The 13,356-nt window shown below is 72.9% G+C and carries 13 protein-coding genes; 10 read left to right on the top strand and 3 right to left on the bottom strand.

All coding sequences use genetic code 11. From position 1 onward, the window contains the following. Positions 1-86: 86 nt before the first annotated feature. The 3 genes from ACZ5SK_RS26960 to ACZ5SK_RS26950 all read left to right on the top strand — a co-directional run bounded on the left by ACZ5SK_RS26960 (position 87) and on the right by ACZ5SK_RS26950 (position 2,690). Positions 87-1,448, top strand: a complete 1,362-nt coding sequence (locus ACZ5SK_RS26960) for a type III PLP-dependent enzyme domain-containing protein (RefSeq protein WP_361703149.1) — start codon at positions 87-89, stop codon at positions 1,446-1,448. 70 nt (positions 1,449-1,518) lie between these two features. Then, a complete protein-coding gene (locus ACZ5SK_RS26955; protein ID WP_334574606.1) occupies positions 1,519-1,704 on the top strand; it encodes a hypothetical protein in 186 nt (61 codons plus the stop codon). A 95-nt stretch (positions 1,705-1,799) separates the two neighbouring features. Then, positions 1,800-2,690, top strand: a complete 891-nt coding sequence (locus tag ACZ5SK_RS26950; RefSeq protein WP_457494108.1) for a Gfo/Idh/MocA family protein — start codon at positions 1,800-1,802, stop codon at positions 2,688-2,690. Position 2,691: 1 nt separating this feature from the next. On the opposite strand, the gene ACZ5SK_RS26945 is transcribed toward ACZ5SK_RS26950, so the two are convergent. Together ACZ5SK_RS26945 and ACZ5SK_RS26940 are read right to left on the bottom strand one after the other, a co-directional pair. Next, a complete protein-coding gene (locus tag ACZ5SK_RS26945) occupies positions 2,692-3,018 on the bottom strand; it encodes a hypothetical protein (RefSeq protein ID WP_361702781.1) in 327 nt (108 codons plus the stop codon). A 68-nt stretch (positions 3,019-3,086) separates the two neighbouring features. Further along, positions 3,087-3,974, bottom strand: coding sequence for a GNAT family N-acetyltransferase (locus ACZ5SK_RS26940; protein WP_334574614.1), 888 nt, complete (start codon positions 3,972-3,974; stop codon positions 3,087-3,089). A 228-nt stretch (positions 3,975-4,202) separates the two neighbouring features. Here ACZ5SK_RS26940 and ACZ5SK_RS26935 point away from each other — a divergent pair, with 228 nt between their 5' ends. The 5 genes from ACZ5SK_RS26935 (at position 4,203) to ACZ5SK_RS26915 (ending at position 10,091) form a co-directional block, all read left to right on the top strand. Beyond that, entirely contained in the window at positions 4,203-5,294 is a 1,092-nt protein-coding gene (locus tag ACZ5SK_RS26935; protein WP_334574616.1) for a PP2C family protein-serine/threonine phosphatase, read from the top strand. 397 nt (positions 5,295-5,691) lie between these two features. Beyond that, the gene (locus ACZ5SK_RS26930; protein WP_334574618.1) at positions 5,692-5,898 is read left to right on the top strand and encodes a hypothetical protein; all 207 of its coding nucleotides are present in this window, start codon (positions 5,692-5,694) and stop codon (positions 5,896-5,898) included. Positions 5,899-5,955: 57 nt separating this feature from the next. Continuing rightward, positions 5,956-7,359, top strand: a complete 1,404-nt coding sequence (gene sthA / locus ACZ5SK_RS26925) for a Si-specific NAD(P)(+) transhydrogenase (protein WP_334574620.1) — start codon at positions 5,956-5,958, stop codon at positions 7,357-7,359. A gap of 288 nt (positions 7,360-7,647) precedes the next feature. Beyond that, complete coding sequence (locus tag ACZ5SK_RS26920; RefSeq protein ID WP_361702784.1) at positions 7,648-9,120, top strand: APC family permease; 1,473 nt, start codon at positions 7,648-7,650, stop codon at positions 9,118-9,120. A gap of 11 nt (positions 9,121-9,131) precedes the next feature. Further along, the gene (locus ACZ5SK_RS26915; protein WP_334574624.1) at positions 9,132-10,091 is read left to right on the top strand and encodes a hypothetical protein; all 960 of its coding nucleotides are present in this window, start codon (positions 9,132-9,134) and stop codon (positions 10,089-10,091) included. Positions 10,092-10,153: 62 nt separating this feature from the next. Here ACZ5SK_RS26915 and ACZ5SK_RS26910 read toward each other — a convergent pair whose 3' ends face one another. After that, the gene (locus ACZ5SK_RS26910) at positions 10,154-11,398 is read right to left on the bottom strand and encodes an MFS transporter (protein WP_334574626.1); all 1,245 of its coding nucleotides are present in this window, start codon (positions 11,396-11,398) and stop codon (positions 10,154-10,156) included. 134 nt (positions 11,399-11,532) lie between these two features. On the opposite strand from ACZ5SK_RS26910, the gene ACZ5SK_RS26905 reads away from it, so the two are divergent. Together ACZ5SK_RS26905 and ACZ5SK_RS26900 are read left to right on the top strand one after the other, a co-directional pair. Then, positions 11,533-12,468 (top strand): LysR family transcriptional regulator, encoded by a 936-nt coding sequence (locus tag ACZ5SK_RS26905; RefSeq protein WP_361702787.1) that lies wholly within the window; start codon positions 11,533-11,535, stop codon positions 12,466-12,468. 97 nt (positions 12,469-12,565) lie between these two features. After that, positions 12,566-13,351, top strand: a complete 786-nt coding sequence (locus tag ACZ5SK_RS26900) for a DUF5995 family protein (RefSeq protein WP_334574630.1) — start codon at positions 12,566-12,568, stop codon at positions 13,349-13,351. Positions 13,352-13,356 lie beyond the last annotated feature (5 nt).

The raw sequence follows: 13,356 nt of genomic DNA, 5'->3' as shown, positions 1-13,356 counted from the left end.
GACGTGGGGGCGGCGCGGGGGCGAATCTGGATGTGTCACCACCACAGGGTGACGCCCCTTCCTCGTCCGAAGGAGACCAGAACGTGCTGCTCCCCACCGAGAACCGACACACCGGTGCCTCACCCGACTCGCGGGTCGCGCTCGCCGTCCGGCAGGCCGTCACGGACGGGCTGCTCGGGGAGGACCGGCCGGTGGCCGGCTTCGTCGACGTCCGGGGTGTGCGCGAGAGCGTCGCCGCCCTGCACGAGGCGTTCGCGCACGTGCCGGACGTCCTGCACACCTTCGCCGCCAAGGCCTGTTCGCTGGTGCCGGTGCTGCGGCTGCTCGCCGACGCCGGCATGGGCTGCGAGGTGGCGAGCCCCGGGGAGCTGCGGCTGGCGCTGGACGCGGGATTCGAGCCGGCGCGGATCGTGCTGGACTCGCCGGCCAAGACCCGGCATGAGATCCGTGAGGCCCTCGCCCTGGGGGTCGCGCTCAACGCGGACAACCTCGACGAGCTCGACCGGATCGACGCGCTGCGCCCCGCGGACTGCGCCTGCGTGCTCGGACTGCGGGTCAACCCCCAGGTCGGCGGCGGATCCATCGGCGCGATGAGCACAGCGACCGCACACTCCAAGTTCGGGGTGGCGCTGCGCGACCCCGGGGCCCGGGCCCGGGTGATCGAGGCGTTCGCGCGGCGGCCGTGGCTGACCCGGCTGCACGCGCACGTGGGCTCGCAGGGCTGCCCGCTGTCCCTGATCGCGGAGGGTCTCGCCGCGACGCACCGGCTCGCCGAGGAGATCAACGACCACGTCGGCCGCCGCCAGGTGACCAGCCTCGACCTGGGCGGCGGACTGCCGGTGAACTTCGCCGACGACACGGTCACGCCCACGTACGCCGACTACGTCGCCGCGCTGACCGCCGCGGAGCCGGCCCTGCTGGATGGCCGCTACCAGGTGGTCACCGAGTTCGGCCGCTCCCTGATCGCCAAGAACGGCTTCACGGCGGCGCTCGTCGAGTACGTCAAGGACGCCGGCGGCCGGCGGGTCGCCCTCACGCACGCCGGCGGGCAGGTCGCCACCCGTACCGTCCTCATGCCGCAGGCCTGGCCGCTGCGGGTGTCCGCGTACGGCCCGGACGGCACGCCCAAGCGGACGCCCCTCGTGCGGCAGGACGTCGCCGGGCCGCTCTGCTTCGCCGGGGACGTCGTGGCGCACGACCGGCCGCTGCCGGCGCTCGCCGAGGGGGACGTGGTGGTTCTGCACGACACGGGCGGCTACTACTTCTCGGCGCACTGGTCGTACAACAGCCTGCCGAGGCCCGCCGTGTACGGGTACCTGGCCGAGGCAGGTCGCCTCACGTTCGCCACGGTCCGGGCCGCGCAGACGCCCCGGGAGATCTCCGCGGAGAGCGGCCTGGCCCAGGCGGACGCCCTGCTGACGGGTTTCGCGGCCCCGGCGCGCCCCTGACGGCGTCCGGCACGCATCAACGGCCCGATCCGGAGCACCCGGCATCCCATCCCGCGAGGAGGAGAGAACCGTGCTCTGGGTCGCCGTTCTGCTGTTGCCGCTGCTGTCCGTCCTGCTGGCGGTCCTGGACCGGGTCGAGGACCGCCTGTTCGCCCCGGCCGGGGGCAGACGGCGCCATGCCGCCCGGCGGCGGCATCTGCGGCTGGTGCGGGGCGCTTCCCCGGGCGCGGGGACGGACGACGTTCGGGCGGCCTGAGCGGCTCGGACGGGGGTGTCCTGGACGCCGCCGGTGTGCGAGGCTCGCCCACGGCCGGCTTCGGCCACTCGGCATCGGCAGGAAGAGTCAGCGGTATGCGCATCGGTCTGCTCGGCACCGGCCCCTGGGCCCGGATGGTGCACGCGCCCGTCCTCCAGGCACACGACGCGCTGGACTTCGCCGGGGTGTGGGGGCGGCGCCCGGAGGCCGCGAAGGAGCTGGCCGACCGGCACGGGAGCCGGCCCTACGACGACGTCGACGCCCTGCTCGCGGACGTGGACGCGGTGGCCGTCGCGCTGCCGCCGGACGTCCAGGCGCAACTCGCGGTGCGGGCCGCCGGGGCGGGCTGTCATCTGCTGCTCGACAAGCCCGTCGCCACGACGACGGCGGGAGCACGGGCCGTGGTGCGGGCCGTGCGGGAGGCGCGGGTCGCGTCGGTGGTCTTCTTCACCACCCGGTTCATGCCCGAGGCCGGCGGCTGGATCGCCGAACAGGCGGACACCGCGGGGTGGTTCACGGGACACGCCCAGTGGCTGGGGGACGTCTTCCACGGTGAGAGCGGCCATCCGTTCGCCACGCCCTGGCGCGGGGAGAAGGGCGCCCTGTGGGACGTGGGCCCGCACGCGCTGTCCGTGCTGCTGCCGGTCCTCGGCGAGGTCCGCCGGGTGACGGCGGCGGCCCACGGCCCCGGTGACACGGTCCACGTGGTCCTGGACCATGTCACCGGTGCCTCCAGCACCCTGACGCTGAGCCTGACGGCCCCGCCCTCGGCGACGGACGCGAGCGTCGAGCTCCGCGGCGCGTCCGGAGTCACCCGGCTCCCCCGCTCCGACACGGACGCCGCCGCCGCTCTCACCCGGGCCGCCGACGCCCTCCTCGCCGCGGCCCGCGACGGTCGCCCCCACCCCTGCGACGCCGCCTTCGGTCTGCGCGTCACCGAGATACTGGCCGACGCACAGGCCCTGTTGACGGCCGCGGCCCGCTGACTCAGTCGTCCTCGAAGGGCTCGTCGCTCCACCGGAACCAGGCCCGGTCCCCCTCGATGTGCAGCAGGAACTCGGGGACCGGCCCCCGGGGCGAGGTCATCGACACCCGGCGGCGTATCTCGACGGCGACGGCCTCCCACTCCTGCCGGTCCTCGTCCTCCATGAGCGCCAGTTCCCGGGTGAACAGGGGCTCGACGGCGTCGTAGCCAGGCCCGGCGGTGAAGTGTCCCGACAGCCAGGGGAAGTCGGCCTCGTCGACGACGATCTCGCCGATGTCCTCCCGGCCGTCGGCGCCGTGCACGCACCAGACCTCTCCGTCGAACCCCATCACGCCTCCGTCGTCAGCGGTCGATCACACCGAAGGACAGCCTGTCACCCGGGTCCGGCATGCGGTTCTCAGCCGAGCTCGAAGTTCACCCGCTCCCGGACCACCGGATAACCGGCCTTCGTGAAGTGGGCCGCCATGGGGAAGTTGCCCTGGTCGGTCGCCCCGGCGATGAACTCGGCGCCCCGGTCGACGAGATAGTGGGTGCACTCGGCGAGCAGGTCGTAGGCGTAGCCGTGGCCCCGGTGTTCCGGCAGGACGCCGATGAAGCCGACGCAGGGGCCGGAGGGGTTGTGGGCCGGGATGTGCAGGCCGGCCAGGTCTCCGTCGGGGGTGCGGGCGATCTGCCACCACTCGCGTGGGGACGGGCACCAGCGGAAGAAGTCCAGCTCCTCCTGGGCGGCCAGGTCGAGGCCGCCCTTGGCGACGGCCTTGCGGGCGTGGGCGTCGAGGGTGTCGGAGTGGATGCGGCGCAGGGCGTCGAAGAAGACGGCGTCGTCGGGTTCGGGGGCGAAACGCAGGCGTCCGGGGCGTTCGGGAAGCCCGCACTGCGGGGTCCAGCGGTACACGAAGCGTTCCACGAGCGGGGTGTGGCCGGCCGCGCGGGCCGCCGCGTGCCGGGCCTCGACGGCGGCCCGCATGACGGGGTCGGCCCGCCAGCCGCCCGGCATCACCAGTTCCAGGCCGACCTGCCAGGGCGCGGTGCGCAGGAGTTCGGCGGCGGCCTCCTCCTCGCCTTCGGCGAAGTCGAACCACTCGACGGCGAGGGGTTGGGCGTCGTCTGGGCCGCCCCACCAGGCGGCGCGGGCGACGACCCGGCCGTCGCGCAGGGCTACGCGCTTCCACTCCGGGCGGTACTGCGCATGGCCGAACGCCTCGGCGGCGCGCAGCGGGTCGGGCAGGGTGTCGAACAGATGGACGTCGCTCTCGTCGAGAGCGCGGATGACCAGATCGGTCACGGATTCCTCCGGGTCGCGTACGGCGTGGTGCGCTCCCGGGCGTCGGACGAACGTCAGACGGGGCACGCCGGGGTCACGGGGTGGGAGCGCGGGACGGGTGTGGACTTCATGGCGCTCGCCTCCTTCCGTGGGTTTCCGGGCGTGCGGTCACACCGTAGGGGTGGTTCGCGGTCGCGTCCATCGGTTTTTCGGCGTGCGGCGGCCGGTGCCGGGGTGGAGCGTGGGGGTGTGGGACGAGGCGACGGGGACCGGCGGGGCTGGCTGCGGGGCGCGCCGCCGCCCGGCTGGGTGCGGGCGTTGCCGCTGCTCCTGGTCGCGGGCGTGTGCGTGGCCACGCTGGTCAGCCCCGACCCGCTGGACCTCGGCTTCCTGCTGGGCGCGATCCCGCCGCTGGCCGTGCTGTCGTACGGTCCGGTGGCGACCGGGGTGCTCGGCGCGGCCGTGGTGGTGATGCTGAACGTGCCCGCGTTCCAGCTCGACCAGCCGGGTCAGACCGACGTGCTGACGGTGTGTTTCGTCGCCGTCCTGAGTGTGTTCGTGGCGTTCGTGCGCCGGCGCCGGGACCTTCAGCTGGACACCGAGCGCACGATCGCCGAGGCCGCCCAGAACGCGCTGGTGCCGCCGGTGCCCGAGCGGGTCGGTCCGGTGCGCTGCGCGGGTCTGTACCGGGCGGCGCAGCGCGGGACGCTGGTCGGCGGCGACTTCTTCGACGTGCGCGTGAGCGCCCACGGGGTGCGGGCGGTGCTGGGCGATGTGCAGGGGCACGGGCTGGCGGCGGTGGCCACGGTGGCCTCGCTTCTCGGCGCGTTCCGGGAGGCGGTGCTCGACCAGCCGGCCCTGGAGGCGGTGGCCGCCCGCCTGGACCGGCGGCTGGCGGTGGACTCGGCGCGGGTCGCGCACGCGGAGCTGTTCGCGACGGCCGTCCTGCTGGAGTTCACCCCGGGCGCGGACGCCGTGCGCATCGTCGTCTGCGGGCATCCGGCGCCGGTGCTGCTGCGCGACGGCACGGCCACGGAGGTGGACGCCGTCCCGTGGACGCCGCTGGGGCTCGGCCTCATGGAGGACGCCCCGCTGACCGCTCTCGTCCTGCCGTTGCGCCCCGGCGACCGCCTCTTTCTGGCCTCGGACGGCGTCTCGGAGGCCAGGGACGCCGACGGCGTCTTCTATCCGCTCCTCGACCGGCTGCCCGCCCTCGCCGCCGACGCCGACCCGGCGACGACGGCCGACCGGGTGTGGAACGACGTCCGGCGCCACTGCCCCGCCGTCCGCGACGACGTCACGATGCTCGTTCTCGCCCCGGTGCGTCCGCAGGGGCGCTGAGCCGCTCCGCGTCCCCCTCCGCGCCGATGTACGGCAGCATCCGGTCCAGCCGGCGCGGCGTCCACCAGACGTGGCTGCATCACATCACCATCGGCACATAGCTCTCGACGGGCACGTCACCGTGGGCGAGCCAGGCGCCGAGCCTTCGCAGTCCCCCCGGGTCTCGGTTCCCCCGCGCCGGCAGCTTCCATGACCTGCGCCTTCCCTGCCGCGCGTATGCCGCGTGAACGGTTCGGACGCCCCGGTACGGCCCATTGGACGCCTGCCCGATCATCCCGGCCGGGGACCGGCTCTGCGCCCCTTCCGGATGCAGGGTGCGCGCCCAGGATGAATGGTGTTAGTGGACCCGATGTGCGCACCGGGCCGTCGCAGTCACCGGACCCGAGGAGCCAAGACCATGTCGACGTCACAGCCCGGCGCGTCCCGGCCGTCCCCGGACCGCGCCACCCCGGACAAACTGCTCCACACCCGCACCGGCACCGAGGTGTCGCCGGAGGACATGGTCCTCGCCACCGGCCGGGACCTCACTGAGCGCAACCTCGAGTGGGCCCGGCGCAAGCTGGCCGAGGAGGGCCCGAGCGCGATCGAGAAGCTGCTGCCGTAGGCCTGGCCCCGGCGGCACCCTTTCGCGGCGGACCCTCGCACTGCCAGACTGCGGAGGGTGCCCGACTTCGACATGCTCGTCCTCGGATCAGGTCCCGGCGGTCAGAAGGCCGCCATCGCCGCGGCCAAACTGGGCCGCCGGGTCGCCGTCGTCGACCGCCCCGACATGGTCGGCGGGGTCTCCCTCCACACCGGCACCATTCCCTCCAAGACGCTGCGCGAGGCGGTGCTCTATCTCACCGGCCTCACCCAGCGCGACCTGTACGGGCAGAGCTACCGGCTCAAGGAGGACATCACCGTCGGCGACCTGACGGCGCGCACCCAGCACGTGGTCGGGCGGGAGACCGACGTCATCCGCAGCCAGTTGTCCCGCAACCATGTCGCCCTGTTCGCCGGCACCGGCCGGTTCGTCGACGCCCACACGATCGCCCTGCGGGAGACCAGCGGGCAGGAGCGGCTGATCAGCGCCGAGCACATCGTGATCGCCACCGGGACGCGGCCGGCGCGGCCGGACAGCGTGCAGTTCGACGGGCGGACCATCCTCGACTCCGACAATGTCCTGACCATCGAGCGGGTTCCGCAGTCGATGGTGATCGTGGGCGCCGGTGTGATCGGCATGGAGTACGCCAGCATGTTCGCCGCGCTGGGCAGCAGGGTGACGGTCGTGGAGAAGCGGGCCGGGATGCTCGACATGTGCGACGTCGAGGTCGTCGAGTCGCTCAGGTACCACCTGCGGGACCTGGCGGTGGCGTTCCGGTTCGGGGAGACCGTCGCCGCCGTGGAGCGGCATCCGCGGGGTGCGCTGACCGTGCTGGAGAGCGGCAAGAAGATCCCGGCGGACGCGGTGATGTACTCGGCGGGCCGGCAGGGCCTGACCGATGAACTCGACCTGGGCAAGGCCGGGTTGGCGGCCGACCGGCGCGGCCGGATCGAGGTCGACGAGCACTACCGCACACCGGTTCCGCATATCTACGCCGTCGGTGACGTCATCGGTTTCCCGGCGCTCGCGGCGACCGCGATGGAGCAGGGCCGGGCGGCCGCGTACCACGCCTGCGGCGAGCCCGTCGGGCAGATGCACCACCTGCAACCCATCGGCATCTACACCATCCCGGAGATCAGTTTCGTGGGGCGCACGGAGGACCGGCTCACCGAGGACCGGGTGCCGTTCGAGGTGGGCGTCGCCCGCTACCGGGAACTGGCCCGCGGGCAGATCATCGGGGACGCGCACGGCATGCTCAAGCTGCTGGTCTCGCCCGAGGACCGGACGCTGCTCGGCGTGCACTGCTTCGGCACCGGGGCGACCGAGCTGATCCACATCGGCCAGTCGGTGATGGGCTGCGGCGGAACCGTCGACTACCTGGTCAACGCGGTGTTCAACTACCCGACGCTGGCGGAGTCGTACAAGGTCGCAGCCCTGGACGCCACCAACCGGCTACGGCAGTTGGACCGGATCGGCGACTGAACCGCGAGGCCCCGCCCGCGGGCCTCGCGCGGTCATGAACATTACCCATCCGTCAATCTTGAAAGCTCAAGCGTTAGGGCTATAGTCACTCGCACACTCGGTGTGACCGTCCGCCGACACAGTGCTGGCACGGTACTCTCCGCGCGCTCTCCTCCGCCGACGTTTCCCGAGGTCATCCCTCTCGACGCGCGGCGGCGCTCCACTGCTCCACTGCTCCACTCCTCACCCCCCATACGCCGCCGGGTGGTCCCCGCCCAGGCGGCGTGCACGAAGGAAAGCAGCACAACCATGAGCAACAGCACCGGAAGAGGGCTCCAGGCGAATGTGCTGGGCACCTTCGACACGGTGGTGATGGCGGTCGCGGGCAGCGCCCCGGCGTACTCCATCGCCGCCACCACGGCGGTCCTGGCCGGCGCCGTGGGACTGGCCGGTCCGGCGGCGCTGCTGTACTGCGCGATACCCATGCTCGGCATCGCGCTGGCGTTCAGCCGGCTCAGCCGCATCGACGTCAACGCGGGGGCCAGTTACTCCTGGGTGGGGCGCACGCTCCATCCCTTCCTGGGCTTCATCAGCGGCTGGGCGCTGGTGATCTCGGCGACCATCTTCATGGTGGCGGGGTCGCTGCCGGCCGGGTCGATGACGCTCGCCCTGTTCGACGAGGGCCTCAGCGACAACACCGCGCTGGCGACCGTCGTCGGCGCCGCCTGGTTCCTGGTGATGCTGGCGGTGGTGCTGGGCGGGGCCCGGCTCACCGTGCGCGCGCAACTCATCATGTCCGGCGTGGAGCTGGCGATTCTGGCGCTGTTCGCGGTGCTCGCCGTCTTCCACACGGACAACGCGCTGCCGTTCGACTGGTCCTGGCTCGGGTTCAGCCACTTCCACGGGGTGTCCGGGTTCGCGTCGGGCGCGCTGGTCGCCGCGTTCTACTACTGGGGCTGGGACGTCACCAGCAACCTCAGCGAGGAGACCCGCAACAGCCGCCGTACGACCGGTCTCGCGGGGCTGATCGGCGTCGGCGTCGTCTTTCTGCTCTTCGAGGTCTTCACCATCGCGGTGAACGTCATCCTCAGCTCGCAGCGGATCGAGGACAACGGGGCGAACGTGCTGGCGGCGCTGGGCGAGGAGGTCTGGCCGGGCTGGGGCGGCAAGCTGTTGATCGTGGCGGTGATGCTGTCGACCGTCGCCACCCTGGAGACCACCCTGATCCAGGTCACGCGCTCGCTGTTCGCGATGGGCCGCGACCGTACGATGCCGTCCGCGCTGGGCCGGGTGCACCGCACATGGAACACGCCCTGGGTGGCGATCGCCGTGGTGGGCGGCGTGGCGCTGGTGCTGTTCGTCGCCTCCAACGCGCTGGGCTCGGTGGGCGACATCCTGGCCGACGCGATCTCGGCGATCGGCCTGCAGATCGCCGTCTACTACGGGCTGGCGGGCCTGGCCGCGGTCGTCGCGTACCGCAGGACCCTGCTGAAATCCGTGTCCGACTTTCTCCTCGGCGGGCTGTGGCCGCTGTTCGGCGCCCTGTTCATGTTCTGGATCTTCGCGGAGTCGCTCGGTGAACTGGACCCGGCGGCGGTCGCCATCGGCATCGGCGGGCTCGCCGTGGGACTGGTGCCGATGCTCTGGTACTGGCGGCAGGGCAGCGACTACTACCGGCCCGCCCGGCTGGACGCCTCACGAACCGTGGAGGCCGGCTATGTGCCCGACGGGCATCAGGCCGGACGCTCCACCGCCCATGAGGGTCTGTCCACCGACTTCTGAGAAGGAACCCGATGGCGCGGGACCGTTTCGCTCCCGATTTCGACCCCGACTGCGGGGACGCCCCTCTCTCCTCCACCCGGCACGACATCGTCATCGGCCGTTGGCAGGGTCTGCGGGACCTGCTGCGCGCGACCGGCCCCGACTGGCTCGCCCGCGGTCACCGGGTCCGGCTCCTCGCCCAGGCCTGTGCGGGCAGTTCGACCGTGGAGACCTGGCTGGCCGCCGAGCCGCACAGCGCCGACGCGTTGGTGCTGCGGGCCGCCACCGAGACGGCCCGGGCGTTCAACCTGGCGATCAACGCGGGCCGGGGCATGCCGATCGACCAGACGCGGATCGACGCCGCGGTCCTGGCGTGTCTGGCGGCGGCCGAGGCGTACCTGGGCGATCCGACGCCGTGGACCTCGCTGATCTCGGTCGCCCGCCTCTACCCGGCCGGGGTGCGCCGACAGGAACTGGCCCGCTGGTGGGACGAGTTGTACCAGCGGGACCCCTACAGCATGGAGGGTCACCTCCAGGTCCTGCACTACTACTCCGCCCGCTGGCACGGCTCGCACGGTCTGATGTACGACTTCGCCCGGGACGCGGCCGGTGTGGCCCCGCCGGGCTGCCCGCTGCCGGTGCTGGTGCAGTACGCCCGCGTGGAGGAGTTCCGTCACTCCCTCGACACCGCGCAGGGCCTCTCCGCGTCGGTGGGTCTCGGCCAGCACTGGAACAACGACGGCGCCGTCAGCGACGTCCGCCGCACCTGGGACCGCTGGATCATGGGCCGCAAGGAGGACACCATCGCGCCGGGTGAGCTGCGCGACGTCAACTACCTGGCCCACGCGGCGTGTTCGGCGGGCGTGGCGGATGTGGCGATGCCACTGCTGGGACTCCTCGGCCGACGGGCGACACGCACTCCCTGGTCGTACACGGGAGACCCGGCCCAGCAGATCGCGCGGTGGCGCAAGGAATGGGGGGTACGCGACTGAGCGCAGGCACTCGCGTCGAGTCGGCTGCCGGGTCGAGCGTCCGTGACGGCGGCTGCGGTCCGTCAGGCGCGGTTCGGTGCCGGCTGCGGCTCGGCGAGTGGCGCTGCCGCGCGGCGGGGGAGCAGCAGCGGGGTCGCCAGCAGGAGCAGGCCGGCCAGGCCGATGGCCGTGCGCAGCCCGAGCAGACCGCCCAGGACGCCCCAGAGGGCAGTCAGGAGCGCGGTCGAGGCCTTGGTCGTCACCGCCCAGGCGGACAGGGTACGGGCGACCCGGTCGGGCGCGGTGCGCTCCAGGCGACAGGTGGCGGAGACCGGGTTGAAGACTCCGCAGCAGAAGATGAGCCCGAGCTCGACGCCGATCACCAGCAGCAGACCGCCGGCGCCCGGCCCGAGGAAGGCCAGGCCGACGGGCCAGATCGCGCGCAGCGCCCCGACCACGACCAGGACCCGGTGCTGCCCGAACCGGGTGACGAGCGGCCGGGCCAGCCGCGAACCGAGCAGGCCGGCGATGGAGGGCGCGGCGAAGGCCAGGCCGTACTGCCACGGGGTGAACCCGAGCCGGCCGAGCATCAGGACGGCGAGCAGCGGCTGGGCGGCCATCACCAGGGCGTTGAACAAGGCGGTGTTGAAGAACAGGGGACGCAGCGTCGCGTCGGCGAGGATGTACCGCCACCCGTCGAGCAGGTCGCGGGCCCGCATGCGTTCGCTCTCCCGGCGCTCGGGCCGCGGCTCGTGCCCGCCCATCGCGCGGATGCCCAGGGCCGAGAGCAGGTAGCTGACCGCGTCGGCCACCACCGTCGCCACCGGGCCGAGGAGCCCGATCGCCGCGCCGCCCAGCGGCGGTCCGATGATCGTGGTCGTCCAGGACGTGGACTCGAACCGGGCATTGGCGACGAGCAGGTCCTCGGCCGGCAGCAGCGTCTTCAGGTACGCGCCGGAGGCGGCGCGGAAGGTGATGTCTGCCGCCGCGACGACGACCGAGACCAGCAGGAGCTGAAGGAAGGTGAGCACGCCGAGCGCGAACGCCGCGGGGACCGTCAGCAGCGCCGCGAACCGCACCAGGTCCATCGCGATCAGCACCGGCCGCTTGCGGCGGAACTCCACCCACGGGCCGAGCGGCACCGCCACGGCCGCGCCCACCGCGGCCCCGACGGAGGACAGCGCGGCGACCTCGGCCGGTCCGGCGTGCAGCACCTGGATGGCGATCAGCGGGAACGCGCCGAAGGCGAGCCAGGTGCCGAGCGCACTGGTCCCGTACGCTCCCCAGAGCCATCCGAACCGCCGCCCCAGCCGGTGCCCGCTTCTCATGCCCGCCGCCCCCCGTCACTCGCCCGCACAACCGATCTGCGATCGGAGACATCAAAGCGAGCACCGTACGCGGGGATCAAACAACCGCGGGACCCCCCGGCCACAACCAGTGGTTGTGCCCCTAGGGTGGCGACATGGACCTCGACACCGTCCGGACGTTCGTCGCCGCCGCCGACGCGGGGCAGTTCCAGGAGGCCGCCGCCGAGCTGGCGGTCACCCAGCAGGCCGTCTCCAAACGCATCGCCGCGCTGGAACGCACCCTCGGCGTGCGGCTGTTCACCCGCACCGCGCGCGGCGCCCAGCTCACCATCGACGGCCAGGCGTTCCTGCCCCACGCGCGCGAGCTGTTGCGCGTCGCCGAGCGCGCGGTCGCCTCCGTGCGCCCCGCCCGCCGTCCGCTGCGCGTCGACGTGATCGCCTCTCGCGTCGCGCCCTCGGGTCTGATGCGCGGCTTCCACCGCGCGCATCCCGAGATCGAGCTCGACGTGGTGTGGCTGTTCGACGTCGAGACGGCCGTCGCCGCCATCCGGTCCGGTGAGATCGACGCGTCCTTCCGTGCCGTCGCCATGCCGGGCCGTCCCCTCCCCGAGGACATCGAGTCCGTCCGTGTGCTCGACGAGCCGCTCCAGCTTCTGACCGGCCCCGCCCACGCGTTGGCGGGTGCCCGGTCGGTGACCCTCTCCCAGCTCGTCGGGCACCGGATCTGGATGCCCGGCATCGTCCCCGGCACCGAGTGGGCCGCCTACTACGACGACCTCGTCGCCGAGTTCGGCCTCACCATCGAGGCGACCGGCCCCAACTTCGGCTCCGACGCGCTCCTCGACACCGTCGCCGACACCCCGGCCCTGGCCACCTTCATCAGCGAGCAGACCCGCCTCGTCTGGCCCGCGGGCCACGGCCTGCGCCGCATCCCGGTGACCGGCCCCACCCCTGTCTACCCGCACTCGCTCCTCTGGCACCGCGACAACCCCCACCCGGCGCTGACCGCCCTGCGCGCCCACCTCGCCGCCTCGGCGGCCGGTCACGACGCCGTCGGCAGCTGGACGCCGGACTGGGTGATTCCCCACTGAACGCCGCCGCGTCGGTGGTAGGACGGGGCTGTGGTGGGCGCCGCGCGCCGCAGCCGGAGCGCGGGCCGAACGAGGAACCGGGACAGGGGAGTTGGGCATGGCGGCGGAAAACATCGACGATGTCGTGGACGGACTTGCCGGGATCGTGCGGGAGGCCGGCCGCGCCGGTGACCGGGTGGGGTACTTCGCGGCGCTGTACCGGCAGGTGACCGTCCAGGTCCGGGCGGCCGTTCACGGTGGGCAGTTCGACGACGGCGCCCGAATGGACCGGTTCGACACGCACTTCGGCAACCGCTACTTCGACGCGTACGACGCCTGGCGTCGGGACCGGAGCGGGCCGCGTTGCTGGCGTGAGGCGTTCGGGCTGCTCGACGACGCCGACACCGTCATCGTCCAGCACCTGCTGCTGGGCGTGAACGCGCACATCAACCTCGACCTGGCCGTCGCCGCCGCCCGGACCAGCCCCGGCGAGGCCATCCATGAACTGCGGCGCGACTTTCTGCTGATCAACGACATCCTCGCGGGGGTGGTGCTGGCGGTGGAGGACTCGGTCGGCGCCGTGTCGCCGCTCCTGTCCCTGCTGGATCGGGTCGGCGCCCGCACCGACGAGCGGATCCTCGACTTCAGTGTCCGTCAGTCCCGCGAGGAGGCGTGGTACAACGCCGTCCTGCTCGCCGGCCAGAGCGAACCGGAGCGCGAGGCCACCATCGAGCGGCTCGACGTCCGGGCCGCCGTCCTCGCACGTCTGATAGCCCGGCCGAGCGGCCTCGTCCGGCCGGCCCTGGAGCTGATCCGGAGCACCGAGAGCGACGACGTGCCGGCCGTCATCGCTCATCTGGACGACGCCATGGAGCGACCCTCCGCCCGACCGGAGACGGCGTGAGGCCC

The organism is Streptomyces sp. NPDC031474 (assembly GCF_055581185.1).
Note: the sequence above shows the minus strand (reverse complement) of the source record. Positions and strands in the feature narration are given on the sequence as shown.

Coding starts and splice junctions, on each gene's coding strand:
- ACZ5SK_RS26950 (WP_457494108.1), top strand. CDS start 1,800: ATGCGCATCGGTCTGCTCGGCACCGGCCCCTGGGCCCGGATGGTGCAC.
- ACZ5SK_RS26945 (WP_361702781.1), bottom strand. CDS start 3,018: ATGGGGTTCGACGGAGAGGTCTGGTGCGTGCACGGCGCCGACGGCCGG.
- ACZ5SK_RS26930 (WP_334574618.1), top strand. CDS start 5,692: ATGTCGACGTCACAGCCCGGCGCGTCCCGGCCGTCCCCGGACCGCGCC.
- ACZ5SK_RS26920 (WP_361702784.1), top strand. CDS start 7,648: ATGAGCAACAGCACCGGAAGAGGGCTCCAGGCGAATGTGCTGGGCACC.
- ACZ5SK_RS26915 (WP_334574624.1), top strand. CDS start 9,132: ATGGCGCGGGACCGTTTCGCTCCCGATTTCGACCCCGACTGCGGGGAC.
- ACZ5SK_RS26910 (WP_334574626.1), bottom strand. CDS start 11,398: ATGAGAAGCGGGCACCGGCTGGGGCGGCGGTTCGGATGGCTCTGGGGA.
- ACZ5SK_RS26905 (WP_361702787.1), top strand. CDS start 11,533: ATGGACCTCGACACCGTCCGGACGTTCGTCGCCGCCGCCGACGCGGGG.
- ACZ5SK_RS26900 (WP_334574630.1), top strand. CDS start 12,566: ATGGCGGCGGAAAACATCGACGATGTCGTGGACGGACTTGCCGGGATC.